The sequence below is a fragment of the Dermabacter hominis NBRC 106157 genome (assembly GCF_001570785.1).
In the GTDB taxonomy this organism is placed as follows: Bacteria; Actinomycetota; Actinomycetes; order Actinomycetales; family Dermabacteraceae; genus Dermabacter; species Dermabacter hominis.
In genome coordinates, this window is sequence record NZ_BCSI01000009.1 from 1 (window position 1) to 26210 (window position 26210).

Consider the following 26210-nt stretch of genomic DNA (forward strand, 5'->3'; position numbering starts at 1 on the left):
TAAGGACGCCAAGCCTGGTGACAAGGTCACTGTTGTTGTCAAGGACAAGGACGGCAAGGTAATCGATACGGTCACGGTGACTGTTGAGAAGCCTGAGGCTCCTGCGGAACAGCCCGCGCCCGGAGGCAACGACAACGGCACTGCTCAGCCGAAGCCTGGCACTTCGAACGGCAACGGCCCTGTGAAGAGGGTGCCGCTGCCCAGGACTGGTGCTGAGGTTGCAGGTGTAACCGGAGCTGCAGCTGCTCTCATCGCAGCAGGCCTCGGCCTCGTGTTCTCGCGCCGCCGCCGCGAAGGCGAAGAGAACTGATCGCCTAACCGGTCATAGACCGGCATAACTAGTGAGGGTGAGATCGCATCGCGATCTCACCCTCACTAATCATTAACACGAAGAAAACCGACCACCCATAGCCACCGCCGACACACACCGGTTAACCGGAGAGCGCAGCCCAGTCAGGGCCTGAAGCTACGGGCAGCGACCAGGAGCATTCCCTAGGACATCGCCACTACCGGGGCCATTAACGACACGAGGATGCACCCACGAACGCAGCTGAATTGAAGAAAGCGTCGGACCCTCGCGGGGCGATGCGCACCGAGGTGGGCGCCGAGGCCCGGCCCGGCCCCTCGTCGAGACCGAGCGGCACCTCCTAGAATGGTCGTTGACCAGTCAATCTTGCGAGGAGGAAAAGCATGAATGCACCAAGTGTGCTGTTTGTGTGCGTGAAAAATGGCGGCAAAAGCCAAATGGCGGCAGCACTCATGCGTCACCATGCACACGGTGCGATCGAGGTGCATTCAGCGGGCACGAAGCCGGGAACGGCGCTCAATGAAGCTTCTCGCGCGAGCGTGGCAACCGTCGGAGGAAATTTTGACGGGGAATTCCCGAAGCCGATCGACCCACGCATCCTGCGCGCCGCAAACCGCACCATCATTGTGGGTGGAGACGCGCACGTCGAACCGATCGAGGGAATGCGCGGCACGATTGAAAAATGGGATATCGACGAACCATCCCTGCGCGGAATCGAGGGGGAGGAACGCATGGCCCTCATCCGCGACGATATTGATCGACGCGTTCGGGCTCTGCTTGCAGAGCTGACCGCAAGCGCCGAGTAAGCGAAAGGAATAATTGTGCAGGATAGCGCCGCACCCCGACTGTCCATCCTTGACCGCCTTTTGCCGCTTTTCATACTTGCGGCGATGGTCGTGGGAATTGTGCTGAGCGTATGGGTTCCGCAAACCGCGGAAGTGCTCAACCACGTAAAAATTAGCGACATTTCGCTGCCGATCGCTCTCGGCCTCCTCGTCATGATGTACCCGCCTCTTGCGAAGGTGCGGTTTGAAAAAGCGAGACAAATCGTGCGCGACAGGCGGCTCATGATCCTCTCGCTGCTCCTCAACTGGGTGGTGGGCCCACTCGTGATGTTCGCACTAGCGTGGGTGTTCCTACCGAATGAACCAGAGCTTCGAACGGGCCTTGTGATCGTGGGTCTCGCGCGCTGTATTGCAATGGTGCTGGTGTGGAGCGATCTTTCGTGCGCGGACCGTGAAGCTACGGCCGTGCTCGTAGCGATCAATTCCGTGTTCCAGCTCGTCATGTTCTCGGTTCTCGGCTGGTTTTACCTGCAGGTCCTGCCCGGGTGGTTGGGGCTAGATACCGCCAGTGTGCACTTCTCCTTCGCGGCGATCGCGAAAAGCGTGCTCATTTTCCTCGGCATCCCGCTCGCCCTCGGCGTGCTTTCACGCATCCTCGGTGAGCGATACAAAGGCCGGGAATGGTTCGAGCACTCCTTCCTCCCGAAGGTCTCGCCACTCGCAATGATCGGGTTGCTCTACACGATCGTCGTGCTGTTTTGCCTCCAGGGCCGGCAGATCCTGCAGCACCCCTGGAGCGTCGCAAGTGTTGCCCTGCCACTGCTCGCCTATTTCGTGCTCATGTTTGGAATCTCGCTTATTGCCGCCCGCGCATCGGGCATGAACTATGCGCAGAGTGCCTCCACGGCTTTCACCGCCGCCGGAAACAATTTTGAGCTCGCGATCGCCGTGACAATCGGAACCTTCGGCGCGACCTCTTCGCAGGCACTCGCGGGCACGATCGGTCCGATGGTGGAGATTCCCGTGCTGGTCGCGCTCGTGTACGTGATGCGCGCTGTGGGGCCTCGCCTTTTCCCTGGGGATCCGACGCTACCCCCCCGTCTCGCACGTCGGTCGGGCTTGAGTGCTCGGAGGAGCCTGTTGCCGCGGCGCGGTTAGTGGGTGGAGTTGGCCTGGATTTCCCGCAAGCTGTGCATGAGGGAGCGTTGGTCGATCCCGAACGTGTCGTGAATTGCGCGGTAGTGGGTGTAGATCTCGTTGTAGGCCTCGTGGGCGGTGGGGCTCGGCCGGTAAACGGTTGCGATCGCTGACTCGGCTTTGCTGGCGCTGTCCCAGGTCAGTTCACCTGCGGCGATCGCGCCGTGGAGGGCCGCGCCCAGGGCGGAGGTGTTCGCGGAGGAAGACACCTCGACCGGCATTCCGATGACGTCGGCCAGGATCTGCATGAGCAGGGGGCTCTTGGCGGGGATTCCGCCGCACACGATGAAGCGGTTGATCGGAACCTCGGCCTCTTCGAATGCTTCGAGGATGATCCGTTGCCCGAAGGCCGCACCTTCGAGGAGCGCGCGGTAAATGTGGTAGTCGCGCGTGTCGAGGGTGAGTCCGACGATAGCCCCGGAGAGGTTCGAGTCAATGAGCGTGGAGCGGTTGCCGTTCATCCAATCCAGGACGATGAGGCCAGAGCCGCCGGGCTGCAGGGCTTGGGCTTTCGACTCAAGGACTTCGAAGGTGGAGGTCGCTGAAATGGAGGCGAGGTCGGCGATGTCGGCGGAGGTCATGTTGCGGGCGAACCACCCGAAGGTGTCCCCGAAGCCCGCTTGGCCCGCTTCGTAGGCCCAGTGGTTGGGCAGGATGCCGTTTTTGACGACTCCCTGGATTCCGCGTGGGGTGCGGTGTTCTTTGGAAACGACGAGGTTGCACACGCTTGTGCCCATGACGGCGACCATGGTTCCGGGCTGCGCGGCGCCAGCACCGAGGAAGGCGGCATGCGCATCGATGTTGCCGGCGGCGACGGTGACATGAGTGTCGAGCCCGAGCCGCGTGGCCCACTCAGAGGTGAGCGTCCCGGCGCTTTCGCCCGGGGTGAGGAATTCGTGTCCCAGTTTGTCGAGGACGCCCGCGAAGCCGGGTTCGAGCGCATTGAGGAACTCGGGGGAGGGGTAGCCCCCTGCTTCTTCGCGGTAGTTGCCTTTGAAGCCTGCGACGGATGCTCCGCGCACCTCCGTGCCCACGAGCGTCGAGACGATCCAATCCTCTTGCTCGATGATGCGTGAGGTAGCGTCGTACACCTCTCGATCGTCGCGGAGGGTTTGCAGGGCTTTCGGAAGCACCCATTCGGATGAAAGGCGCCCTCCGTATTGCGGCAGGAAGAGGCCGCCTTCGGCTTCGGCGGCGCGGTTGATTTCTTCGGCGTGGCTTTGCGCGGCGTGATGCTTCCACAGCCTCGCGTAGGCCAGCGGGTGTTTCTTCCAGCGTGGGGAGCGCGGGAGCGGAACGAGATCGTCGTCTGTCAGCACGATCGTGCAGGCGGTGGTGTCAACACCGAGACCAACGATCTGCTCAGGATCCACCCCGCTTCGGTCGACAACGGCGCGCACGACCTTCTCGAGGGCGACGAGGTAATCGTCGGGATCCTGCAGTGCGGTGTTGGGGGCGAGCTTTTCCCCCGAGGCGGCGAGCGTTTCGGTCATCACGCCGTGTTCGTAGAGGTGGGTCGCGGTTTCGATTTCCGCGCGATCGGCAAGCCGCACCAAGACTGAGCGGGCGGATTCTGTTCCGAAGTCGACGCCAATCGCGTATGTGCTGCTTTCTGCCATGTCACTCCTCTTCGAGCGGGTGGGTGCGAGGGCCTCGGGCGGGTGGCCCGCTGCCCCAGCGTGACGTATGCTCAAATGAGCGCCCTCGGCTGCTCACATGAGCACATTAGCCTTTGGTGTGACCCATGTCAATCACGGTAAAGTGCGGGGAGCAGGCCAGGCGCCTGACGAGACCAGGACATTTGAGGAGAAAGGCACCGATGGATGCCGAATTGCCCGAGCCGCAATTGATTGCGTCTCTCGCGCGCCGCCACTACCTCGAAGACGTCTCCAAGGTGCAGCTCGCCAAAGAGTTCGGCATCTCGCGGTTTCGCATCGCGCGGCTCCTGGCCAAGGGCCGCGAAGAAGGCATCATTCGCCTTGAAATCATCGACCCGTCCACTGATCTGCCCATGCTCTCCGAGCCCCTCGCGAGCCACCTCGGCCTCCGCTACGTGCGAGTGATCGGCTCCAACGGCACAGACACCGACGTGCGCACGCAGCTCGGATCAATGGGAGCGCAACTGCTCGGCGAACTCGTGAAACCCGGGGATAACCTGGGCCTCGGGTGGGGGCGGACGGTGGCCGAGGTCGCGAAGAACCTCCGACACCTTCCCCCCATCACCGTCATCCAGATCTCTGGCGCCCTAGCGGCCGCACATGCGTCTTCGCCGATCGACAACATACGCGAGGCTGTTCTCAGCGCCAACGGCTACATCCACGACCTCCCGGTCCCCTTCTACGTGCGCTCGCCCGAAATGCGCCGCCAGCTCTTCGAAACCCACTCCTATGTGCGAGGGCAATTCGAACACCTTGACACGGCCCTCGTGTCGATCGGCTCATGGGAACACAAGGAGACGCAGCTCTATCGCGAATTCCCGCCCTCGGTGAGGGCGCGGCTCGATCAGGTCAAGCCCGCCGGCGAACTCGCAGGCATCTGGTTTGACGAGACCGGCAGGGTCCTCGCTCCCGAAGTCACCAGAATGTGCATGACTCTCGAAACTCACCACTTGAGCCAAACCCCCCGCGTCATTGCGGTCGCCGCGGGGGTGAAGAAAGTGTCGGCCATTCTCGGCGCGGCTCGCACCGGACTCATCACGGGCCTTGTCACCGACCGCGACACGGCCGAGGCTCTTCTCGAAGCACATTAGGGCGAGCGTGGCTGCCCGGTAACGTAGATGTAGACACTATCGTTACCGCGCCCTGGAGCTGCCATGCCGAAGCCTCTCGTTCTTTCCGATATCCGCAATCGTGCAGGGGCGTTTGTGGCGGAATGGCGCGATGCGGAGGGTTATGAGAAGGGCGAGGCTCAGGAGTTTGTGCGCGGACTTCTTCGATGCTTCGGTATTAGTGGCCGTACGGCTGCCGTGTACGAGAAGCGCGCGCGGCGCTCATCAACGGGGAAGCACGGGTTTATCGACGCGCTAATTTCGGGCACCGTCGTCATCGAAATGAAAAGTGCGGGTCGAGACCTTGTTGCGGCTGAGCAGCAGGCTCTCGACTACATCGAGTCCCTCACGGAGCATGAACGCCCCGACTACATCCTCACGAGCGACTTCAAGCGCTTTCGCCTCTTGAGCCTTGTCGCGGAAGCGGGGGGGGAGCGACACGCTCGAGTTCCTTCTCGAGGAGCTGCCCGCGCATGTTGAGGACCTTATGTTCCTTGCGGGGTATCGCCGCGCGAAGTTCGGCTCGAAGGAGCAGGAGCAAGCGTCCATTCAGGCGGCGAACCTCATGGCGGGCCTTTATGAACACCTTGAGAAAACGGGGTATGACGAGCACCAAGCGAGCGTGTTCCTCATTCGCACACTGTTCTGCCTTTACGCCGACGATTCTGGACTGTGGGAGCGCGATCTGTTCTCGCGGTATCTCGAGGAGCGCACGAGCGAGGATGGAAGCGATTTGGGCTCCCAGCTCGCGACGCTGTACCAGGCGCTCAACAAGCCCGAGGATAAGCGTTACGCGAAAAACGACGAGCTTTTGCAGGCGTTCCCTTATGTGAACGGGAGCGTGTTCGGGGAGCCGACGGATATCCCGTATTTCGATCGAGAATCTCGCGAATTGCTCATCCAGGCTTCGTACTTCAATTGGTCGAGTATCAGCCCCGCGATTTTCGGCAGTCTCTTCCAGGCGGTGAAAGACAAGAAAGCGCGCCGCGAGCTTGGCGAGCATTACACGACCGAAACGAACATTCTGAAGCTCATTCGCCCGCTGTTTCTTGATGAGCTCGATGAGCGGTTCACGAAGGCGTATAACAAGAAGGGCGAGCTGAATAAACTCCTTGAGCACTTGGGGGAGCTGCAGTTCCTTGATCCGGCGCGCGGCTGTGGAAACTTCCTTATCATCGCCTACCGCGAGCTGCGCGCCCTCGAGCTGAAGATACACGAGCGGCTCCAGGAATTAAACAGTGGCGGCGTTCAGCTGGACCTCATGGCCGAGGACCTTGTGCACGTGCGCCTTCGCCAGTTCCACGGCATCGAGATCGAGGACTGGCCCGCGACAATTGCCCGCACCGCGATGTTCCTCGTGGAGCATCAGGCAAACCAAGCCATGAACCTCACTCTCGGCTATTCGAAGCCGATGCTTCCCCTCCAGGATTCCGCGCAAATCACCGTGGGCAACGCGTTGCGCCTCGACTGGCGCGAGCTCGTGCCCGCGGGCCCGAATACGCTCATCATGGGCAATCCGCCGTTCATTGGGCAATACACGAAGGCGGCAGATCAAACGGAGGATATGAAGCTCGTGTGGGGCGAGCTTTACGACGGTTACCTCGACTACGTGACTGCGTGGTTCAAAAAGGCGAGCGATTTCTTCCGTCCCGTCACCGGCGGCCGCTTCGCGTTCGTGTCCACGAACTCGATTGCGCAAGGACAACCCGTTCCCGCGCTATTCGGCCCCCTTTTCGACGCCGGCTGGCGCCTCCGCTTCGCTCACCAAACCTTCGCGTGGCAGAGCGAAGTACCGGGAAGCGCCGCCGTTCACTGTGTCATTACCGGTTACGACAAGCACGAACGCAGCTCCCCGCAGCTGTTCACGTACAACAATGTCAAAGGCGAACCGCAGCAGCTTCCCGCAAAGCAGATCAATGCGTATCTCGTGGATGGGCCGAATGTGCTTGTGCGGAAGCGTTCGCGAGCCTTGAGCCCTCAGCTTCCTAAAATTGCGTTTGGCACCAAGCCGGCCGACGGCGGCAACCTTATCGTTGAGCTCGCCGAGCACGCCGCAGTCGTGGCAGATCCCACCGCAGCAAAATATCTGCGGGAATTTCGTCAAGGTCGCGAAGTCGTTCGAGGACTTGATCGTTGGTGCCTGTGGATGGCAGATGAAGATTTCGAGCCGAGCGACATCCAACGTTCGCCGATACTGAAGGAACGGGTTGAAGCCTGCCGAGCATGGCGGTCACAGCAATCTACGGGCGGCGACGCCTATAAGCTCCGAGATACGCCCCATTTGTTCCGAGGGAACAAACATCGACCACTCGTCCCGTACGTGGGGATCCCCGCGGTGGTTTCGGAAACCAGAAGCTTTTACACCGTGCAACATCTCCCGGAGACAGTTATAGCCGGGAACCAACTTTTTACTGCCGAGGACCCCGACGGTTTCCTCTTCGGAGTGATCTCCTCCTCGATGTTCATTACCTGGCAGCGTGCAGTAGGTGGCCAGCTTAAATCAGACTTACGGTTCTCGAATACGCTCGTGTGGAACAACCTCCCGCTTCCCACCGTCGATCAGGAGCTGCGCGACAAGGTCATCGAGGCAGGCAAGGGCGTGATCGCGGCGCGCGAGCTGCACCCCGAGCGCTCCCTTGCCGAGCACTACAACCCCCTCGCGATGAGCCCCGAGCTTCTCAGGGCGCACGCCGCGCTCGACCGTGTTGTGGACAAAGCCTTCGGCGCGAAGAAGCCGCTTCACTCGAACGAGGAGCGCCTCGCCCTCCTCTTCGAGCGCTACGCCGAGATGACCGCCGCTGAAAACGAAGGCTCGCGGCGGTAGTGCTTTTGCGGGCGTCAAAGCGCGACTTTGGCGGTCGCGGCGGCTTCTGCCGATCGACCCTGCATGGCTAACATCGACTAAAGGCGATATTATCGATCTATGGCGATGTATATGGGTGAAGAAACCTCCCTCGAAGAACGTGAGAACTGGGTGACTCTCTTTAAGAGTCTCGCCGATAGTCATCGGCTTCAGATCATCCAGCATTTGCTGTTAGGCGAACACCGCGTGACGGACCTCGTCGAGCACGTGGGTCTTGCGCAATCGACAGTGTCAACGCACGTGGCCTCGCTACGAAAAAGTGGGCTCCTCGCAAGCCACAAGCATGGCCGCGCGACGTACTACACCTTGGCGCATCCCGAGGAAACGAAGACGCTTCTCGCGGCGGCAAAGGCCTTCTTCGACGGCACCGAAAAACTGAGGCAAACCTCGCAGCCGGAGAGCACGAGCCATGACTAAACCATCCGTGTCGCGCAGGCGCAAGCACTCTCACGAGGCACACGACCACAGCATCTCTGCCGACGCCGACCGCACGACTCTGTGGGTGGCCTTGATTGTGCTGAGCGTCTTTATGGTCGCCGAAGTCATCGTCAGCCTTCTGACTGGCTCCCTCGCACTGCTGTCGGATGCCGGGCACATGCTGTCGGACGTCGGAGCGATCGGGCTAGCGCTATGGACCATTCGCCTCGCCGCTCGGCCTGCCCAAGGGGCGTGGACCTGGGGCCTCAAACGCGTGGAAACCATCTCCGCCGCGGTCAACGGCATTACGCTCCTGATCGTGGCTGGAGTCATCGCTGTGGAGGCAGTCCGGCGTCTGTTCGAACCGCCCGAGGTCGACGGTGGCCCTGTGCTCATCGTTGCCCTGGTCGGGGTGGTCGTGAACATCGTCGTCGCGTGGTTGGTTGCTCGCGCCAATCGCTCAAGCCTCAATATCGAAGGTGCCTACCAACACATTCTTACCGACCTCTACGGCTTCCTCGGAACCATTGTTGCCGCGCTCATCATCATGGTGACCGGGTGGACTTTTGCCGATGTCATTGCGTCCCTTCTGGTGTGTGCCCTCATGGTGCACGCAGCGTGGAATCTCTTGCGCGCCGTCGGCCGAATTCTGCTCGAAGCAGCCCCGGAAGGAATTGACCTCGAGGCAGTCACCACCCACTTTCTTGAACTTCCCCACGTGCAGCGCGTGCATGACCTGCATGTGTGGAGCGTCGCGAGCGACCTGCCGGCACTATCAGCCCACATTGTTGTCGACGACGAGTGCTTTACCGACGGACATATTCCCGAATTACTCGGCCAAGTGCAGCACTGCGTCGCGGGACATTTCGACGTCGAACACTCCACCTTCCAGTTCGAGCCGCCTCATCACGGGCCAAAAGAACTCTCCGTTCACCCTTGAGCCGGCAAGGAGCACTGCTCCGGCACGCTCCCGAGCAACGGAAGGGGTGCCTGCAAGCAAAGTTCCTCCTTGGCGAATGAGATGAGCGTGAACTTGAGTGCCTGGGCTCTATAGATAATCGCGAAAGTCCGCCAGTTCCTGGCCGACGCGAGAGATGTACGTCGGCAGCGCCATGCCTGTCATTGACGAGTAGTGAGTGATCCGAGCGACCTGAGTGCCATCTCCGCAACACTCCCGAAGTGCACCGAGGGATGCGGGATCATGAAGTGCTCTGAAGGCCTCTGCACCAAGACCAATGATGAGTGGGTCGTGGCTACCGAGGGTTTGGAGTTCCTTGCACAGACCCTCGATCTGCTGGCGCACGAAGCGTGGATCCCGTAGAAGCTTGTTGATGGGCATCGACTTGCTGCTTCGGAACGGCGCGAGCGTACCGTTTCGCATTTTCACGAGATCGGTAATGTACGCGCCCTCGAGTCCATTGCCTTTGCATGCCTCACGTAGACGCTTATCGCTTGTGCGACCACACTCTTCATGAAAACTGGCGAAGCTTAAGCGATCAGTGACGGCGGTGATGCCCGCCGCTCTCTCGGCAAAGTTGAGGGCGACGAGTACAAGATCTGTGCGTAGCGAGGGGAGCTCGGTATCCAAGTGGTGTTGGCTCCGCACGCCTGCGAAAGTTCGAACGACGGAATCGAGTATTAGCTGCGGAGCCCGGATGGGGTCGGGGTGCCAAGTCGATTCATTCCACACGGCCCAACTCCGGCAGAGACCGTAGCGCGTGCGCATTAAGTCGAAGATTTGGTAATCCACTGACGAATCCCTCGAGATTAGTTCTTCAGTTAGTTGGCTCTGAGGGTAGCGTTGGAGAAAACCAGCCCAATTTCGTAAGGACCATCTCTATGGCTACCGATCGCATCCCCACCATTGACGAGTTCCGCCCAGTTGTACTGACCGTTCTTGCTGATGGTGAAGACCGTCGATTCGGTGAGCTCTGCGAACTAGTTGCCGACTTCGTTGGACTGAGCACTCAGGCGCGAAGCGAAAAAGTTGATTCTGGCGATTCTCGATACAAGAACCGCATCGGCTGGGCGTGCTCAGCCATGACTAAGGCCGGGCTTCTCGAACGCCCGAAGCGAGGAACCTATCGCATCACCCCCAACGGGCTGACGGTTGCCAGCCGCAAGCTTGCGACCTACACGGAGAAAGACCTTGCGGAGTGGGAGGCGTGGCGGGAATACCAGGATGAGGTCGCTGCGCGCAGGTCTGTTGATGAATCCTCTGCTGTTCCGGTGTCCGAGATCGAACAGGATGCTGATCCTGTCGAGGCCATCGCTGCGCGCACGCGTGACTTCAATGCGCAAGTCGAAACCGACCTTCGCAAGCGCTTGCAGGAAAACTCGCCAGAGTTCTTCGAAAAAGCCGTCATCGACTTGTTGTGGGCGATGGGCTACGGCGGCGATTATGGCGAGAAGCAGCATGTTGGGCGCTCGGGCGATGGCGGGATTGATGGCATCATCCACCAGGATGCACTCGGCCTCACGAACGTGTATATCCAGGCGAAACGCTATGCCGACACCAACAGGGTGGGAGAACCCGAGATCCGTAACTTCATCGGCTCTCTCGATGCGCAGGGCGCAAACCTCGGTGTATTCATCACGACCTCAACATTTCTAGACCGAGCGAAAGTTACCGCTGCCGGTTACCGTCACGGGCGGATCGTGCTGATCGACGGCTTGCGCCTCACGAAGCTGATGCTCGCCTACGGCGTCGGCGTCGAGAAGGCCCACGAGTTCACGCTCTATTCCGTGGACGAGGACTACTTCGAAGAGGACATGCAGTAAGAAATGGCCCGCAGCGTGCCACACGCCGCGGGCCATTGCGAACTTACGCTCTTACTTGTTGAACGTAATTTGAGTGAACTTCTCCGTCTGCTCGCGGATGCCCGTTTCGGTGGGGAACCGCTCGATGGAGGAAGCGCCGTAGAAGCCGACGATGCCGTCGGTGTTATCGAGAATGTATTGAGCATCCTCGGGATTGGCGATCGGGCCGCCGTGGCAGAGGCACAGGATGTCCGGGTTCACGCTTCGTGCAGCGTCGGCAAGTTCCTGGACCTTTGTCGCTGCCTCTTCGAGGCTGAGCGCGGTCTGCGCCCCGATCGTGCCGGAGGTCGTGAGGCCCATGTGGGGCACGAGAATATCGGCGCCTGCGGCGGCCATTTCTTTCGCCTGTTCGATGTCGAAGACGTAGGGCGAGGTGAGGAGATCAAGCTCATTCGCCATGCGAATCATGTCGATCTCGGGGCCAAAGCCCATGCCGGTTTCCTCGAGATTCGCGCGGAAAACACCGTCGATGAGGCCAACCGTCGGAAAATTCTGTACGCCCGCGAAACCGATCTCTTTGACCTGCTTCAAGAAATGCGGCATTACGCGGAACGGATCCGTGCCGTTCACTCCCGCGAGCACAGGGGTGTGCTTCACAACCGGGAGCACCTCGTTTGCCATCTCCATGACGATGCCGTTCGCGTCGCCATAGGCGAGAAGGCCCGAAAGGGAACCGCGGCCCGCCATGCGGAAACGTCCCGAGTTGTAAATGACGAGAAGATCAATCCCGCCGGCTTCCGCCGACTTCGCTGAAATGCCGGTACCAGCACCGCCGCCGATGATGGGTTTTCCGCTTGAGACTTTCGCGCGCAGCTGCTCAAGAATTTCCTTGCGGGACATGTCAGTTCTCCTTCTTTCCCGATTGGTTGCGGATAAGTTCGTGGAGGCGTTCGGCCATCGCGCGGCCGAAGCCCTCGTCATTGATGGCACAGCCTTGCTCGTGCACGGCAACGGGGCTGCCTTCGAGGCTCTGCTTCACGGCGTCAAAAAGGGCGGCATCTGCCTCGGGGTCATAAAAGGGACCGCCCTCAACATCGATGCCGCTCAAGCCTTTCGTGGGAATAAACAGCTCGCTAGGCCCCGTTGCGGCAGCGAGCTTTGTTCCAATGCGCCGACCGAGCTCTTCCGTTTCACTGCGGGACGTGCGCATAAGAGTCACCGTAGGGTTGTGCACGACGAACGTGCGCCCATCGAACTTACTCGAGACCGTGTCCTTCGGCCCAAAGTTCACCATGTCGAGAGCGCCAAGGCTCACCACCTGAGGCGTGCCCATCCGCCCCGCCATCTCAAGTCGCTCAGGGCCAGCGCTGAGCACCCCGCCCACGAGATCATCGGCAAGCTCTGTTGTCGTCAGGTCACAAACACCGGCAAGCAACCCAGACTCAATAAGCTTCTCCATCGCACGGCCGCCCGCTCCTGTCGCATGGAAGACGAGCACCTCATACCCCAGCTCAGTGAGGGTCTTGCGGGCTTCATCCGCGGCCGGCGTCGTGAGTCCAAACATCGAAAGCCCCACGAGTGGGCGGTGCTCGCCGGAGGTGCTCGTGAGGCGAGCTTCGTAAGCCTTCGCCATTCCTGCGATGCCCGCCGCGGCGTTACCGAGCACCATCGCCGAAATCCGATTCACCCCCGCGACATCCACGACCGAATACATGATGGTCGTGTCAGTTTCGCCGACATACGGAGAAACGTCGCCCGAGGCCATGGTCGACACAAGCAACTTCGGAAAGCCCACCGGCACCGCCTGCATCGCGGGTGCCGCCACAGACGAACCGCCCGAGCCGCCGACAGCAAGAATGCCGTGAATACGCCCCTCTTCCGCGAGCTTCTGCACGATCTTTGCGGCGCCGCGGCCCATGACAGCCATCATTTCGCCGCGGTCGCGGCGCTCCCGAAGTTTCGCGGCATCCTCGCCGGCAGCGTCGATAACCTCGTCGGAAGAAACATCCGCGAAATCGGCCGTGGAAAATGAGCCGACATCGACGGCGAGTACTCCCACCCCAAGTTCCGCAAGGTGCTCCTTCAACCAGGCATAATCCTCGGCCTTCGTGTCGAGCGTTCCTACTAAAGCGATGGTCGTCATCAGGCACTCCTTCGTCTTCGACTCACTCCACGCTACGCCTCGGGCTTGTGTGCAGAGTAAAAAGGGAGTGGCTTCTTTGAACAAGAGGTTTAGCCGTGATCGTAAAGGTTGCCGAAGCGAGGTTGCAGGTGATACCGAAGTGAGAGAAGCGGAAAGCCATCATCACGAGGTTCCGGCCTAGCTCGAACCTTCGCACCGGTTCTGAGAGGCGGCATGCCGCGGCGTCTCTTCATCGACCTCATGCGGCTTCGAAAGACTCCGCATTGCGTCGTGCGGGATCACCAAGAGCTTCTTTCCTGATTAGAAAGTTGACGACCAGGGAGCTTCGCGGGGCGGAGTCGCTACCATCCCCGCTCCTTGCCTCAGGCCGCGAGCAATGGTCGTAAAAGATTCGAAATCTGCTCGTTGATGGGCGTGCTCGAATGGAGATCCAAGCGGTCAATGATGGCCTGACGAACGTCGGGCGCCAGCACTTCCAGGAACGCGCCGGGTCCAAGTCTTTCTGGTCCAAGTTCTTCGGGCGAGAAGCCAGCTTCGGCTTTAGCTTGGAGTTCGGCGATTCCCTCGGGTGTAAATCCGGGTACAGTGTCAACGACTTCGTAGCTCATCGCTTCCTCCTTGGCATGTGCACCTTTCGAACCGGCATTGCGTGAATCACCATCCAGCGGCCTCTTCGATCGCGAATGGCAATGAGTTCGAGCATCCGGGCCGACCGATCGAAACCGAGACAAAGAACCTTACGAGGATCTTCGTCGAGGACCCACTCCCGGGTTCTTGCGGCGAACGCACATGAGACGTCTTCAGGTGTGCATCCATGTTTGAGAGCAGAGGTGTGGATGCGCGGCTCGAACACGGGGCTCCCTTCCCGCTAAGGCCACGTGAACGGCCTCAACTTCAGCTTAGGTTCGAGGGAAGCGACTGGCAACCATCCCCCAGCCGATATCTCAATCATCTTGTGCAGGCAGAGAGGTATCAATGCACAGGTGGAAAATGTGGAAAACGTTGGTGGGAGAATTGCGGGAGAGTCACGTGCATGTCGAGGCATCCGGTTAAGGCCCGGCAAGCGTCGGAAACAAAACTGCGAACGACATGGTTGCCTGCCCACCCAACTGGACCACCATCCAGCGGCCGCGGAAACGCTGTGCGCCCGCGCCGTGACGGAGCACTCAGGTTTGTTATCTGTTCGTGATGTTAACTGGGTCCCGCAAGGGGAGCTCGAACAGCTTGTAGGCCACGAACTTGACGATTCGGGAGAGCTACATGTTTTACGACATCGACGACAAGGCCGTGCGCGGCACGATTTCGAATACCAGGGGAACCGTCCCCGCGATCGAATCATCCAACAGAGATCTCAAGAACGGCGCGTCGGACTTGGGGGGATCGCTGCTGCACAGCAAACAAACGTCGGCTGCGCTTACGGGGGACGTTGCGTCAGCTTTCGAATCGGCGGGTCAGGCGCTCGTGGAAATGGTGAACAACAACATCGATTCCACGGACGATGCAGTGCAGAAGTACACCCAGGGCGATCAGCTCATGTGCACGGCGGCTAATGCTGGTAACCAGCAGGCCCATGTGAGCGATATGCCCGGCATGCAGTGAAAATGATCGACGAGTGAGGAACTGCAATGACTTTTGACGTACCAGAAATCGAAGACCCGTCGATTGTGACCAGTGGTGCCTCGGAGATCCGCACCGCTGGCGAGAATGTCCAACAGAAGATGAGGGACACCTCGAATGCATGGCAGCCCATCAGCGGGCAGTACCACGCTCCGGAGGATGGTCAGGTGCACCGCGCCATGAGGACCCCCGAAGAAATGGCTGACGAAATTATGAAGTCGGCCGGCAAGGTTGCCGACGGTTTGGATACCTACGCGGACAAACTGGGGCCGCTCAGGACGCGAAAGACTGACCTCGAAAACGAGATCAAGGAGTACGAAGCGGCGAAGGCGCTAGCGGACCCCACTGACGCTGCTGCTCAGGCCTCGCTTGCCGCGTGGGAGCTGAGATTGCAGAATAAGTGCACCCAGCTGCGGATTGACCGTGATGCGGCGGATTCGGCGTGCGCGAACTCGATCAGAAACACGACGGAGAGCACCGGCGCCGTGATCGGGAAAAAGCTCCTGGGGGCCATCACCCGCGGGAACAATGTTGAAGGTGCCATGGGGGCGCTGCTCCAGTTCGGTAAGCTCGGCACTGACCTCGTCAAGTACTACAGCACGTACTTTTTCTATACGAACGGCAGCATCAAGATCCGGCAGGGGTGGGCACCCAAGCTTCTGCAAGATATCGCCAAGAAGGGCAAGTTCGGCAAGGGGCTCGTTAAGGGCCTGACCGGCTGGGATGCGGATGCCGTTACCAATGGTGGTCAGTTCCTCGCGAAGAACTCGCCGATGAACCCCCTGGCCAAGCCCAATTCGTTCGGTGGCGCGCTCCAGGCGGTCATTGGCCGCAGCATGCTCAAGCTTGAAGGCAAGCATTCGCGAGTGCCGCACGCTCACAGCCAGGGGCTGACGAAAGCCAAGTGGGGCAAGGTCGCTACGGGCGCGAAATGGGTATCCCGGGCAGGCACAGGAATCTCGGCTGCGACTACCGCGGTGGACTCGTGGCAAACCGACTCAAAGGTTCACCCGAACATGGGCAACGTGGAAAAGGGCGCGCGCGCAGGCGTGTCTGCTGCCGGCGCTACGGCAGGCGGCTGGGCCGGCGGCAAGGCCGGTGCGGCCATGGGCGCTGCGATCGGCTCCTTCGGCGGCCCGGTTGGTACCGTGGTGGGCGGTGTTGCCGGCGGCATCATCGGCGGCGTCGCTGGCGGAGCGGCAGGTGGTTGGCTTGCGAACAAGGTGAAGGATCCCATTGGCAATCTCTTCGACTGACGCGCAAAAAACGCCGAGCTACGGCGGTGTGCATAGTTCGCATACGTCGAAAACGAGGATGTGAGGAGAGGCAATGCCCGATTCGGGTAAAGCAGTACCCGCAGAGATGACGACCTATACGCACCCGGACATGGTCCTCGATGTGTTCGCACCTCGCGGGTGGGAAGAAGACACGTCGGGAGCTGACCGAGGCATCTTCATTTACCTTTCGGATGAAATCTGGAACGAGCAGTTCCGCCCGAACATCGTGCTCATCCAGAGGAAGGCCGAGGCGGGCATCGAGACCCTGGAAGGGCTCGCGGCGATCCAGGACGAGGTCGAGGACTCCTACGCGGATACGCTCGACGAATACCGGCTCATGCATCTTGATGCGGACACCGTCGGCGTTCAGGGGGTGCCGGGACTGCAACGCATTGCGTCGTACACCAACCCCGACGGCATCCCGCTGGTGATGTTCCAGTGGACCGCGGTGCACAACGGCGTCCACGTTGACCTCACCATCACGTACCCCACCGAGCTGCTGGGCGAGAGAGCGCAGCTGATCTTGAACATGGGGCACAGCCTGCTGTGGAAGGAGTCGGCACAGTGACTGAGCAGATCAACACGGGTAGCGACGGCACCGCGGTGGAACTCGGCTTCGAGAGCTTCATGATGCTGCTCGAAAAGGGAATCCCGAACGAGGGCCTTCGAGTCGTGGACGTGAACGACCAGGTCGTGGCAAGTGACGGTCGTGTTGCCGACGGCACCGAGGGCATCTGGCGCACCCTCAAGGACTATCGCTACCAGCTCACGATCACGTCGGTTGCCGGCAACGGAGCGGAAGACAACCGCTTCCTGTGGCTCGGGCCGGACGGCTGCGTGAGCGCCCAGACCGTTCTCACGGGTGAGGTTTCTGCTGCGCCGAGTTTCGTGCTCAAGTCGCATCAGCTCTCGAGCAGGTATGCCGTGCTGTTTGATCTCTCGGATCTCACGCCCGTCGCCGACAAAGACTTCACGTCGAATGACTCGGTGAAGATCGACGCGGAAACGTGGGAGAACCTCGTTCTCGAGCCCGGGGAGGAAGACAAACTCCATAAGGCCCAGCAGGATGTCGCCGCGGCCGTGCGCGACGTGTCACCGGGCGTGGCCGGCGACGTGACCCAGGGCCTTTACGAGCAGGTCGTTGTGGCCTCGGAGAAGCACACCGAGAATGGCCCGAAGCCGATCGCAACCGCGTGGGTGTCGACCCCGCACGGGTACCTGTCCTTCTACTCCGAGGCGCGCAAGATCTTCGGTAGCTCCCACTACCTTCAGCCAACCGATGCGTGGGTGCTGTACATGATGGCCGCCCATCAGCTCCCCTCCCAGCAGCAGATCTCCGCGTGGTGAGGCGTACCGCCGCTCGGCGGTGGCGAAAGAGGAGGATGGACGCATGAAGATTCTTCTGTGGTCCCTCATCTTCGTCGTGACCGCAGCGATCTTTGCGTTCTACATGTTCCACGTTCGGTATCAGAAGAACGCCGAGTGGTACGACGACTACCGCGAGATTCCGAACCTGTGGATCCTGCCCTATTGCACGCCGGTTTTTAGCGTCGGCGCGCTGCTCATTCTCCACGAGGAACTGGGGTTTCCTGGCGGGGCGTTCGTGGCTGAGCCGCTGCGGATCCTCGGGATCATCACCGTGGTCATGATCCCCATAGGCATTCTCGGCGCCGTCGGGGTGCCGCTTCCCTGGCCGTTCGCGCCGCGCTGGGTTGTCGAGCGCCGCAAGAAGGATCGCGCCGCACGAAAGCGCACAACCCCCGGCGCATAGATCCCTCGGGCCGGGCCCCGCGCACGTAGCGCCTTGGTGTTTTGTCCACTCCTGGGCGTCGTTCGGGTGGCGGCGAGGCGCCGGTAGCTGTACTGTAAATGAGAACAGTTACCATTCGAGGAGGGGTTCATGCGGATTCTCCGCTCCACCGGCGCCACGCTCGCGGCTCTCACGCTCGCCCTCGCACCCGCCTTCGCGGGGCCCGACGGCGACCGTACGGTCCAGACGAACGCGCACATCGACGCGCCCAAGGTCTTTTGGGACAAAGACGCCAAGACATTCCAGATCAACTCCCAATCCAACGGGAAAACGCTCCCGCTGGACAAGACCACCAACTGGGTTGGACGTGGCTACCAGGAGGACGGCACGCAAAGCTACATCTTTGACGTGACGAAGGATCCGCGCCTCGCCTTCCTTGGGAAGGAAGGCGACCACCTCTACATGGCGCCCCACAGCCCCGGTCCGGGCAATACCCCGATCTGGTCCGGTTTCGGCGCCGACACGGCAGTGCCCATCGAACAATTCCAGGACGAGAACTTCACCATCGAGCTGACGGGCTTCAACGGCCCCGGCGAGATGAACATGTTCAACTACTCGAGCTACGGCAACCTGCCGGTCACGCACCTGTTCTCCTCGCACGACAAGGTCTCACGTGCCGTGTGGCTCGACCCGGGCACGCACACCCACAACTTCACGACGTTCACCAAGCCCGGCCGGTACGAGCTCACTTACCAGGCGAGCGCACGCAAGTCCGACGGCACCTTCACCGCCTCGAAGCCCACAACGCTCGTGTGGCGCGTGGGCGGCACCAACCCCGCTGACGAAAAGCTCGGCGACGTCAAGACGGCCTACGACAAAGCCGCTGGAGTGACTGGCGAATCCGCTCCGACCTTCACCATCGCTCCGCACACGGGCAAGAAGAAGGACGGCGACGATCGCCTCACCGACCTCACCTTCGATGCCGGCAACGCCGAAGAAGAAGGCACCGTCGTGTTCTACATCGACGGCTACCACCTCGCCGAAGTGCCCGTGAAGGGCGGCAAGGCCACGTGGAGCGAGATGATCGGCTCGCAGAAGTCGACCTTCCAGGCCGTGTTCGTGCCCACGAAGGGCGCTGCTCGCTGGATCAGCGCGCCGCTCACCTCGAGCACTGGCCAAGCAGCCACGTCGACGAAGGACGCGGGCGACTTCCCCACGGAAACCCCCGACTCTGCCGCAACCGGCTTCCCCAAGGGAGAGGTAAAGGTCAGCTCACGCGACGTTTCGGTGAGCGCGAAGGCCGGCGACAAAGACACCCTGATGAAGCTCTCCACGAAACCTGCCGACGACTCCCTCACCTATCACGTCTCGGGCGGGTTCTACGAAAAGGGCTCCCAGTACGCGACGTGTGACGTCGATGCCGTCAGCGGCCCGGGCCGCCGAAGCTTCGATATCGACCGCGAAGCGTGCATGGGCGACAAGTATGACCTCCGCCTGACCCTCGAGCCGCTTCCGCGTGCCGCAATCGGCAACACCGAAGTCGCGGACTTCGGCCCGGTGACCGCCAAAGGTAAGGAAATCTCGACCCAGTTCTCCGAGAACGGCGCAACGGGCACCCCGGACGCGCCGGAAGGCGGGGATGCGTCGGACCCGGGCGCCGGAGATGAAGGGGCCGACGGTTCCCTCCTCAACACCCCCGTGACCATCAACAACGGGCACGTTGACCTGCGCGTCATGGACGGCGACGGAAGCTTCTCCGTCGCCCTCGGCGACGACTCGCGCCAGCACGCGAAGAAGTCCGTGCTTCGCACGATCGACTCGACAACGCTCGAGGTCACGAAGCTCGCGAAGGCCAAGCGTGAAGGTAACGTGCTTGCCGATAAGAGCTACGACGTGCTCGGCCCGAAGGGCAGCGAGCTGTATGTTCTGCCGCAGTCCCAGCAGCAGGGCCGGGTGTGGCCGGGCTTCTCGAGTGAAGAACTCGATCGCGACAAATACCCCGAGGGTGCAACGATGACGCTCACCCCCGTCAGCGCCCCCGAAGGCGGTAAGTGGTTCGCGTACACCGAGAACTTCGGCACCATCAAGCAGATGTACGCCACGAGCGAGAAGGCTTCCGACATCCCGCTTCCGCCCGGCACCCACATGCACACCGCGTGGGCCTTCACGAAGCCGGGTACGTACACGATCGACGTCACGGCGCACGCTAAGCAGGCGAGTAACGGCGAGCGCAGCGCCGGTGACGGCGAGGCTACCGCCAAGACTCAGCGCCTCACCTTCGTTGTGGGCGAGCAGCCGGGCGGCGACCAGGGCGGCGCCGAGGGCCAGGATCCGTCGGGCGAAAACCCGGCCCAGCCGGGCAACCCCGCTGGCGATGCCGGTGACACCGATGGGACCGGAGCCGAAGGCGATCCCGCGGGCGCCGGCGCCTCTGATGCCGGTGGCAGTGCACCCGCAGCTTCCGACGCCGGCGGTGCATCTGATGCAGGCGGCGACGATCTACTGGGCGACCTCCCGCGCACAGGCGCGAGCGTTGGCCTGACCGTTGCTGCCGCGAGCGCGCTCGCGGCCGGCGGTGCGGCGCTCACAAGGCGTCGCAAGAACAGCTAAACGCTCACAGCTACAGAAAGGGCCCGCGCTTCTCCAGGGAGGCGCGGGCCCTTCATGCTGCCTCTTCCCGTCCCACATCATGAAGAAAAGTGGGCTTTGGTGCTGCGCCGAGCCGGGAGTGCCGCCGAATCTTCATAAAGAGTGACGGCTTTTCGGGGAGGCGCGGGCCCTTCATACTGCTTCTTCCCGTCTCACATCGTGCGTACTGCTTCTCCCGGTCCCACATCCTCTCCCCGTCTCACATCATGAAGAAAAGTGGGGTTTGGCGCTGTGCCGGGCCGGGAGTACCGCCGAATCTTCATAAACAGTGACGGCTTTTGGGGGAGTCGAGGAGGTAGCGGTGTTTCGGGGGGGGCGGGCCCTTCATGCGCCTCTTCCCGTCTCAGATCATGAAGAAAAGTGGGGTTTGGCGCTGTGTCGGGCTGGGAGCGCCGGCGAATCTTCATAAAGAGTGACGGTGTTTGGGGGAGTCGAGGAGGGGGCGGTGTTTGGGAGAGTAGAGGGGGCGGTGTTTGGGGGAGTTGGAAGGTGACGGCAGTTGGGGGAGTTGAGGAGGGGCGGTGTTTGGGGGAGTCGAGGAGGGGCGATGTTTCGGGGAAACGAGAAGGTGGCGCCACCTGGAGAAGTCCAGAAGGTGGCGCCACCTGGGGCATCGAGGAGAGGGCCGCCGCTAGACGAGCGTCAGACAAGCGTCCGCTTCGTTAGTCGCAGCTGCACGTCGGCGCATTCCGCGACCCGCTTCGAGTGGGTCACGACGATCACGCACTTACCGGCTTTCGCCGCGCCCCGCAGAATCTCGATCACCTCTTCCGCCGTGTCCTCGTCGAGGTTGCCCGTCGGCTCGTCCGCGAGAACCACCGGCGCCTTCGACACGAGCGCACGCGCGATCGCAACGCGCTGCTGCTGCCCACCCGAAAGGCGAAGCACATTGCGGGTCGCCTGGTCCTTCGTGAGACCGAGGTTCTCGAGGCTTTCGACGCCTGCCTTCTTATCCACGAGACGAAGGTTTTCGAGCGGAGTGAGGTAGTCAATCAGGTTGTAGTTCTGAAACACCAGAGAGATCTGCTCGCGGCGATGCTTCGAATACCCCGTCTGTGCGATATCGGTTCCGTTGAATCGCACCGTGCCTCCGGTGGGTGCTTCAAGGCCCGCAAGGAGGCTCAACAGAGTGGATTTGCCCGCACCGGAGGCGCCGACAATCGCGTAGAGCTTCCCGAGCTCGAAGGTTGTCGAGACGTCCTCGAGAACCCGGCCGCGAGACTGTTCGTAGGTGTAGCTGACGTGATCGAGGTGAAGAATGCTCATGATGTGCTCCTAGCTCATAGAGGCGAGAATTGACTTCGGGCTGCGCCGAAAAACAGGAATAAGAACCGCTGCGACAGCGATGGCGACGATGAGGGCGCCCACGCCAAGCGCAGCCAGGGCCGCGAGTGGACTCGCGGAAGGGGAGAGGGCTTCGAGAACCGGATCGTGAGAACGGGCCAGGAGAGCCTCGCTCACGACGTTCGTCGCGAGGAACCCCAGCCCGAGTGCGAGCACCGCCGCGACGGCTACGAGCGCGCAAATCTCCGTGAGGAACTGACGAAGGATGCTCCCCTTCGACCTGCCAAGGGAGAGCAGAATCCCGATCTCGTGAAGGCGGCCGCGCGCCCAAAACGCGAGCACGAGCACGAGCACCGCAATGCTCACTGCGCTCAGTCCAAGAACGAGCCATGTGAGAAGGCGTTCCACGCCTGCGATCGAGGCAAGAACGGTACGAAACTGCGCCGAATTATCCTCGAGGCTCAGGTCAGGGCGAGCCTTATGCGCCTTCGCGAGCACGGCAGGAAGCGCCTCAGCGCTCGCGGTGCTGTATCGCGCGAGGGTCAACGACGCCGGATCGGTTAGGGGCGACATGTCTTCGGCCGCGGCGAAAATACGGTTCTCGGCCGCGCCCGCAGGGAGGCCGGACGGATTCTCCGCGCGCCCGCTAAAGATGCCGGTCACGACGAGTCGCACGAGCTTGCCGTCACGCACGAGCGTGATCGCGCTTCCCACCGACAGGTGGTTCTTCGCGGCAAAGTCCTTGTGCACGAGGGCGCCGTGCGACGAAGACGTCAGGTGCTCGCCCTGCTCAAGCGTGAAAAGCTTGCCTTGAAACAGCGGATTCAACTGCGAATTAGTCGTCGCCGTTGCCGTCATGTCATTCGCGAACTCCGGGTCAAGCTGCACCGCCCCGGCCGCCGTGACGGGACGGTGACCTTTTGGTTTCACGAGAAGATCCGTCTCGTACGTACTTGAGGTCACGCCGGGAAGCTTCGCGAGAGCGTCGGCATCGGTGCGGGCGAGGCTGGCGTCGGAATTCTGCGCCGTGAAACCAGCCCCGACGTTCCGATCGATCGCGCCGCTAATATCGCCCATCGTGGCACGCACACCCGATTGCGCCACGAGCCCCGTGAAAATCAAGGTCATGAGCAGGAGAAGAATGATGCTGCGTGCGGGGCGCCTGCGCAGTGAAAGCACGGCGAGGCGCGCCGAAGAAAGGCCTCTCATTTGAGTGCCACCAGAAGCTTCTTCGGGGCCGTGCGAAGCATCGGGAGTGCGGCGAGCAGCACGCACACGATAATGACGACGGCCGCCGCGATCGCGACGTATGCAACATCCTGATTGCCGAGGCTTACGTGCAATGAATCGAGAGTTTTAAGCGCGCTCGACGATTCGAGATCGGCGCCGGCCTGCTGCCCGGGAGCAAAACCATTCTTCGCAGAAGAATTGACGCTTCCCAGCACCGAAGAGCCAATAGATTGCGCGATAAACGTGCTCACGAGATACGAGATCGCAATCGCTGGAATGGCGATGAGCCCAAGCTCCATCCAGTACTGGCGCAGCATTCCACCCTTGGTGGTGCCCACCGAAAGGAGCACACCCGTTTCCTTCTTGCGTTCACCGAGCCACAGGAACAGCATGAGGCTCAAAAGCGCGATGGCCAGGACGAACGTTGCGATTTTCGCGCCGTTCATGATCGAGCGAACGCCATCAACCGCACCGGTGATGCCCGCGAGATACTGCGTCGACGGGGCAAGCTGATAGTTGCGCCAGTCGATGCCGAGACGGCTCGCTTCCTCCGCGACCGCCTTGAGCTCAGCGCCCTTCTTCACGAAGAAATTAGCGTCCTGATAAATCTCGGTCTTCGCCGTCCATCCATAGAGCTCGCGCGTCGTGTCAAGATCCGTGAATAGCGTATTGGCGAAAAGCTCGCTGCGCTGGGCAACGGGCCTCGGGTTATCTCCCGAAAAAAGGCCGACGATTTCCGTTTTGACCTCGGTCGTTGACTTGTTCTGGTTATCCACATCGAATTGGTTGCCCTTCACGGTGATCTCATCGCCCACCTTGAGGCCATTTGCTTTCGCGAGATCCTCGTGAATGAGGGCCTTGTGCGAGTCCCCACTTTGCAGGTGGCGGCCTTGCGTGAGGGTGAGCGCCCCACCGCGGAAGCTATTTTCCAGCTCAGAGCCGTTCACGCCCCACACGTTGGCGGCGTTGCCGAACTGCTTTTCCTTTTGCTCGTCGTACTCGTTGTGGTCGAGCTTCTTGACGTTTGCGCCCACAAGATCCGCCGTGACGTTCTGGCGCGCGACGTAGCTGTCGACGTTCTTGAGCTTCGCGATCTTCTCGATATCCGCACCCTTCACGGTGCCTGCGCCGCGGGGTGTTCCCTGATTGAACTGCGGGTTGTTTTGCAGAACGAAGCCCGCGCCCGTGCGCCGATCAACCTGTGCTCCCGCCGCATCGGCAGCGCGCGTCACCGAACCGGTCACCATGAGCGCCGACATCATCGCCGCGAAAATTCCCAAAATAATGAACGACTTGACGCGTTGACGTGAAACGTAGCGCCAGGCCCGGCCGAAAGACGACACGGAACGATCCTTTCCAGAAGGCAACATTAGGTGTTTGAGCCGCCGCATAACAGCGTGCGGCAACGACGAAAGAACCTAACGAAGCAGTCTGGAATGGTTCCCAGCTTGGGGTGGGAAACCCCGGTGAAAGTGGCATCCCCTCGGGGAAAACTCCGGGATTGAAACGGGTAAAAAGTCCCGAAATCTGCCCTTTTTCTGCGAGAACTCGGGCGATCCCGGATCAATCCCCTAAAACGCCGCGGGAGAGTGAGGTGTGACTAGTCGAGGAAGCCGCGAAGAAGCGCCTCGGTTCCCGCGAGATGTTCCTCCATCTCGACCGAGGCCACATCCGGCCGTCCGCGAAGAATGGCCTGGACGATCCTTTGATGCTGCTCGCACGAATGCTCAATATTGGGCTGGAGCAGGGGGATCTGGTCAAGAAGCTCGTTGACCCGCATGCGGATATCGGCGAGAACCGGAACGAGGGAGGGAGCGTCAACGAGTTCCCCCATGAGCAGGTGCAGGCGCGTGTCGTACTTGCGGTAGTCAGCCAGGTCGGCACCCTGGCATTCCTCGTGGGCGCGCCACAGCCGTTCGCGGCTTTCGCGTGAAAGCTCTTGGCGGGCGAGCCTGCGCACGATCCCTACTTCGACAACCGCCCGAAGGGCGAGAGTGTCGATGATGGATGCGACTCTGCTCGAGGTTTCCGAAAGCGCACTCGAGGTGGGAAGCGGATTCTTTGCGAACGTCCCGCCGTAGCGGCCCCGTTTCGCTTCGAGGTAACCCGCCTCAACGAGAGCCGAGATGGCCTCGCGAACGGTGTCGCGCGAAACCCCGAGCATCGAGGCGAGCTCGCGCTCCGGAGGAAGCTTTTCCCCCGGAGCAACGAGCCCAAGTTTGAGCGATTGAACAAGCCTGTGCACGGTCCCCTCGAAAGCGTTCGAGGCCGCTCCTGGCTTCAACAGAACCCAGGAGTTCAGCACGGGGGCGGGATCAGGCAGCTCAGTCATCGCTCAACATCTTGTCACAAGCGTCGCGACTCAGAGCGGCGTGACGTAGGCGGCGCTGAGGCCACCGTCGACGAGGAACGTGGACGCCGTGATGAAGGAAGCGTCGTCACTCGCCAGGAACGCGACGGCGGCCGCAAGCTCCTTCGCGTCACCGAATCGCCCAACCGGAACGTGCACGAGTCGACGCTGCGCACGCTCCGGATCCTTGGCGAAAAGCTCCTGAAGAAGAGGAGTGGCCACGGGCCCCGGGCACAGGGCGTTGACGCGAATGCCCTGACGGGCGAACTGCACGCCGAGCTCGCGCGTCATCGCGAGCACCCCACCCTTGGAGGCCGTGTAGGAAATCTGCGAGGTCGCCGAGCCCATCACCGCCACGAAGCTAGCCGTGTTGATGATCGAACCGGACTGCTGCTTCGTCATGTGGCGAAGCGCTGCGCGCGAGCACAGGTAAACCGATTTCAGGTTGACGTCCTGCACCTTCTCCCACGCGGGAAGCTCGGTTGTTTCAATCGAATCGTCATCCGCGGGCGAAATCCCGGCGTTGTTGAAGGCAATATCGACCGAGCCGTACACGCGAGCTGCTTCGTCGAACAGGTGGTTGACCTGCTCTTCGCTCGTGACGTTCGTTTCGACGAAGAGGCCGCCGACCTCCTTGGCAGCCGCCTCGCCGTTTGTCGCATCGAGATCGCCGATGACGACCGTGGCGCCTTCGGCCGCGAATCGGCGGGCGGTCGCAAGCCCGATGCCGGAGCTGCCGCCCGTAATCACGGCAACCTTGCCCTTCAGTCGTTGGGTGAGATCAATCTTGTCGATAGTCGTCTCTGACATGTCA

General features: G+C 61.3%; 25 protein-coding genes. 15 read left to right on the top strand and 10 right to left on the bottom strand.

What is annotated here, in order from left to right; all coding sequences use genetic code 11:
• The 3 genes from DEHOM01_RS07870 to arsB form a co-directional block, all read left to right on the top strand.
• A partial coding sequence (locus tag DEHOM01_RS07870; protein WP_156468332.1) for an LAVTG motif-containing sortase-dependent surface protein occupies nt 1-310 on the top strand: 310 nt, incomplete at its 5' end.
• Between the two features lie 380 nt (nt 311-690).
• Nucleotides 691-1113 (top strand): arsenate-mycothiol transferase ArsC, encoded by a 423-nt coding sequence (locus DEHOM01_RS07875; RefSeq protein WP_061212264.1) that lies wholly within the window; start codon nt 691-693, stop codon nt 1111-1113.
• 15 nt (nt 1114-1128) lie between these two features.
• A complete protein-coding gene (gene arsB, locus DEHOM01_RS07880) occupies nt 1129-2250 on the top strand; it encodes an ACR3 family arsenite efflux transporter (RefSeq protein ID WP_061212265.1) in 1122 nt (373 codons plus the stop codon).
• On the opposite strand, the gene DEHOM01_RS07885 is transcribed toward arsB, so the two are convergent.
• Nucleotides 2247-3908, bottom strand: a complete 1662-nt coding sequence (locus tag DEHOM01_RS07885; RefSeq protein ID WP_061212266.1) for a ribulokinase — start codon at nt 3906-3908, stop codon at nt 2247-2249. The two genes, arsB and DEHOM01_RS07885, sit on opposite strands and share 4 nt — an antisense overlap.
• Before the next feature lie 200 nt (nt 3909-4108).
• Here DEHOM01_RS07885 and DEHOM01_RS07890 point away from each other — a divergent pair, with 200 nt between their 5' ends.
• From DEHOM01_RS07890 to DEHOM01_RS07910, 5 genes are all read left to right on the top strand, one after another.
• Nucleotides 4109-5038: a sugar-binding transcriptional regulator gene (locus DEHOM01_RS07890; protein ID WP_061212267.1), complete on the top strand. Its 930-nt coding sequence runs from the start codon at nt 4109-4111 to the stop codon at nt 5036-5038.
• Nucleotides 5039-5101: 63 nt separating this feature from the next.
• Nucleotides 5102-5536 (top strand): type IIL restriction-modification enzyme MmeI, encoded by a 435-nt coding sequence (locus DEHOM01_RS07895; RefSeq protein WP_061212268.1) that lies wholly within the window; start codon nt 5102-5104, stop codon nt 5534-5536.
• Nucleotides 5469-7880, top strand: a complete 2412-nt coding sequence (locus DEHOM01_RS10245; protein ID WP_245630690.1) for a DNA methyltransferase — start codon at nt 5469-5471, stop codon at nt 7878-7880. Before DEHOM01_RS07895 ends, DEHOM01_RS10245 begins: the two co-directional genes overlap by 68 nt.
• A 99-nt stretch (nt 7881-7979) precedes the next feature.
• Nucleotides 7980-8336: an ArsR/SmtB family transcription factor gene (locus DEHOM01_RS07905; RefSeq protein WP_245630691.1), complete on the top strand. Its 357-nt coding sequence runs from the start codon at nt 7980-7982 to the stop codon at nt 8334-8336.
• Nucleotides 8329-9276 carry a cation diffusion facilitator family transporter gene (locus tag DEHOM01_RS07910; RefSeq protein WP_061212270.1) on the top strand — a complete coding sequence of 316 codons (948 nt, stop codon included), beginning with the start codon at nt 8329-8331 and terminating at the stop codon, nt 9274-9276. The genes DEHOM01_RS07905 and DEHOM01_RS07910 overlap by 8 nt, the downstream gene beginning before the upstream one ends.
• 108 nt (nt 9277-9384) lie before the next feature.
• Here DEHOM01_RS07910 and DEHOM01_RS07915 read toward each other — a convergent pair whose 3' ends face one another.
• Nucleotides 9385-9942, bottom strand: coding sequence for a hypothetical protein (locus tag DEHOM01_RS07915; RefSeq protein ID WP_167346665.1), 558 nt, complete (start codon nt 9940-9942; stop codon nt 9385-9387).
• Between the two features lie 233 nt (nt 9943-10175).
• On the opposite strand from DEHOM01_RS07915, the gene DEHOM01_RS07920 reads away from it, so the two are divergent.
• On the top strand, nt 10176-11117 hold the full coding sequence (locus DEHOM01_RS07920; RefSeq protein ID WP_061212272.1) for a restriction endonuclease: 942 nt from the start codon (nt 10176-10178) through the stop codon (nt 11115-11117).
• Between the two features lie 51 nt (nt 11118-11168).
• On the opposite strand, the gene DEHOM01_RS07925 is transcribed toward DEHOM01_RS07920, so the two are convergent.
• The 3 genes from DEHOM01_RS07925 to DEHOM01_RS09815 form a co-directional block, all read right to left on the bottom strand.
• On the bottom strand, nt 11169-11996 hold the full coding sequence (locus tag DEHOM01_RS07925; protein ID WP_061212273.1) for a phosphoenolpyruvate hydrolase family protein: 828 nt from the start codon (nt 11994-11996) through the stop codon (nt 11169-11171).
• Between the two features lies 1 nt (nt 11997).
• Nucleotides 11998-13239 (bottom strand): Tm-1-like ATP-binding domain-containing protein, encoded by a 1242-nt coding sequence (locus tag DEHOM01_RS07930; RefSeq protein ID WP_061212274.1) that lies wholly within the window; start codon nt 13237-13239, stop codon nt 11998-12000.
• 362 nt (nt 13240-13601) lie between these two features.
• Nucleotides 13602-13847, bottom strand: coding sequence for a hypothetical protein (locus DEHOM01_RS09815; RefSeq protein WP_082738795.1), 246 nt, complete (start codon nt 13845-13847; stop codon nt 13602-13604).
• 631 nt (nt 13848-14478) lie between these two features.
• On the opposite strand from DEHOM01_RS09815, the gene DEHOM01_RS07940 reads away from it, so the two are divergent.
• From DEHOM01_RS07940 to DEHOM01_RS07965, 6 genes are all read left to right on the top strand, one after another.
• A complete protein-coding gene (locus DEHOM01_RS07940) occupies nt 14479-14838 on the top strand; it encodes a hypothetical protein (RefSeq protein ID WP_156468333.1) in 360 nt (119 codons plus the stop codon).
• 26 nt (nt 14839-14864) lie between these two features.
• Nucleotides 14865-16112: a hypothetical protein gene (locus DEHOM01_RS09995; protein WP_061212277.1), complete on the top strand. Its 1248-nt coding sequence runs from the start codon at nt 14865-14867 to the stop codon at nt 16110-16112.
• Nucleotides 16113-16185: 73 nt separating this feature from the next.
• Complete coding sequence (locus DEHOM01_RS07950) at nt 16186-16701, top strand: hypothetical protein (protein WP_061212278.1); 516 nt, start codon at nt 16186-16188, stop codon at nt 16699-16701.
• Nucleotides 16698-17480 carry a hypothetical protein gene (locus tag DEHOM01_RS07955; protein WP_061212279.1) on the top strand — a complete coding sequence of 261 codons (783 nt, stop codon included), beginning with the start codon at nt 16698-16700 and terminating at the stop codon, nt 17478-17480. Before DEHOM01_RS07950 ends, DEHOM01_RS07955 begins: the two co-directional genes overlap by 4 nt.
• Before the next feature lie 43 nt (nt 17481-17523).
• Nucleotides 17524-17904 carry a hypothetical protein gene (locus DEHOM01_RS07960; RefSeq protein ID WP_061212280.1) on the top strand — a complete coding sequence of 127 codons (381 nt, stop codon included), beginning with the start codon at nt 17524-17526 and terminating at the stop codon, nt 17902-17904.
• Nucleotides 17905-18033: 129 nt separating this feature from the next.
• A complete protein-coding gene (locus tag DEHOM01_RS07965) occupies nt 18034-20493 on the top strand; it encodes a choice-of-anchor M domain-containing protein (protein ID WP_061212281.1) in 2460 nt (819 codons plus the stop codon).
• Between the two features lie 681 nt (nt 20494-21174).
• Here DEHOM01_RS07965 and DEHOM01_RS07970 read toward each other — a convergent pair.
• The 5 genes from DEHOM01_RS07970 to DEHOM01_RS07990 all read right to left on the bottom strand — a co-directional run bounded on the left by DEHOM01_RS07970 (nt 21175) and on the right by DEHOM01_RS07990 (nt 26206).
• A complete protein-coding gene (locus DEHOM01_RS07970; protein WP_061212282.1) occupies nt 21175-21798 on the bottom strand; it encodes an ABC transporter ATP-binding protein in 624 nt (207 codons plus the stop codon).
• A gap of 9 nt (nt 21799-21807) precedes the next feature.
• Complete coding sequence (locus tag DEHOM01_RS07975) at nt 21808-23025, bottom strand: ABC transporter permease (RefSeq protein WP_061212283.1); 1218 nt, start codon at nt 23023-23025, stop codon at nt 21808-21810.
• The gene (locus DEHOM01_RS07980) at nt 23022-24389 is read right to left on the bottom strand and encodes an ABC transporter permease (protein WP_174519437.1); all 1368 of its coding nucleotides are present in this window, start codon (nt 24387-24389) and stop codon (nt 23022-23024) included. Before DEHOM01_RS07980 ends, DEHOM01_RS07975 begins: the two co-directional genes overlap by 4 nt.
• Nucleotides 24390-24646: 257 nt before the next feature.
• On the bottom strand, nt 24647-25378 hold the full coding sequence (locus DEHOM01_RS07985; RefSeq protein ID WP_016663592.1) for a FadR/GntR family transcriptional regulator: 732 nt from the start codon (nt 25376-25378) through the stop codon (nt 24647-24649).
• Between the two features lie 30 nt (nt 25379-25408).
• Nucleotides 25409-26206, bottom strand: a complete 798-nt coding sequence (locus tag DEHOM01_RS07990; protein WP_034371421.1) for a 3-oxoacyl-ACP reductase — start codon at nt 26204-26206, stop codon at nt 25409-25411.
• Between the last annotated feature and the right edge of the window lie 4 nt (nt 26207-26210).

Bases quoted from the DNA above. Each gene is read 5' to 3' on its own strand.
- DEHOM01_RS07875 (WP_061212264.1), top strand. From the start codon at position 691: ATGAATGCACCAAGTGTGCTGTTTGTGTGCGTGAAAAATGGCGGCAAA.
- DEHOM01_RS07885 (WP_061212266.1), bottom strand. From the start codon at position 3,908: ATGGCAGAAAGCAGCACATACGCGATTGGCGTCGACTTCGGAACAGAA.
- DEHOM01_RS07890 (WP_061212267.1), top strand. From the start codon at position 4,109: ATGGATGCCGAATTGCCCGAGCCGCAATTGATTGCGTCTCTCGCGCGC.
- DEHOM01_RS07895 (WP_061212268.1), top strand. From the start codon at position 5,102: ATGCCGAAGCCTCTCGTTCTTTCCGATATCCGCAATCGTGCAGGGGCG.
- DEHOM01_RS07905 (WP_245630691.1), top strand. From the start codon at position 7,980: ATGGCGATGTATATGGGTGAAGAAACCTCCCTCGAAGAACGTGAGAAC.
- DEHOM01_RS07910 (WP_061212270.1), top strand. From the start codon at position 8,329: ATGACTAAACCATCCGTGTCGCGCAGGCGCAAGCACTCTCACGAGGCA.
- DEHOM01_RS07920 (WP_061212272.1), top strand. From the start codon at position 10,176: ATGGCTACCGATCGCATCCCCACCATTGACGAGTTCCGCCCAGTTGTA.
- DEHOM01_RS07925 (WP_061212273.1), bottom strand. From the start codon at position 11,996: ATGTCCCGCAAGGAAATTCTTGAGCAGCTGCGCGCGAAAGTCTCAAGC.
- DEHOM01_RS07930 (WP_061212274.1), bottom strand. From the start codon at position 13,239: ATGACGACCATCGCTTTAGTAGGAACGCTCGACACGAAGGCCGAGGAT.
- DEHOM01_RS09815 (WP_082738795.1), bottom strand. From the start codon at position 13,847: ATGAGCTACGAAGTCGTTGACACTGTACCCGGATTTACACCCGAGGGA.
- DEHOM01_RS09995 (WP_061212277.1), top strand. From the start codon at position 14,865: ATGACTTTTGACGTACCAGAAATCGAAGACCCGTCGATTGTGACCAGT.
- DEHOM01_RS07950 (WP_061212278.1), top strand. From the start codon at position 16,186: ATGCCCGATTCGGGTAAAGCAGTACCCGCAGAGATGACGACCTATACG.
- DEHOM01_RS07960 (WP_061212280.1), top strand. From the start codon at position 17,524: ATGAAGATTCTTCTGTGGTCCCTCATCTTCGTCGTGACCGCAGCGATC.
- DEHOM01_RS07965 (WP_061212281.1), top strand. From the start codon at position 18,034: ATGCGGATTCTCCGCTCCACCGGCGCCACGCTCGCGGCTCTCACGCTC.
- DEHOM01_RS07970 (WP_061212282.1), bottom strand. From the start codon at position 21,798: ATGAGCATTCTTCACCTCGATCACGTCAGCTACACCTACGAACAGTCT.
- DEHOM01_RS07975 (WP_061212283.1), bottom strand. From the start codon at position 23,025: ATGAGAGGCCTTTCTTCGGCGCGCCTCGCCGTGCTTTCACTGCGCAGG.
- DEHOM01_RS07985 (WP_016663592.1), bottom strand. From the start codon at position 25,378: ATGACTGAGCTGCCTGATCCCGCCCCCGTGCTGAACTCCTGGGTTCTG.
- DEHOM01_RS07990 (WP_034371421.1), bottom strand. From the start codon at position 26,206: ATGTCAGAGACGACTATCGACAAGATTGATCTCACCCAACGACTGAAG.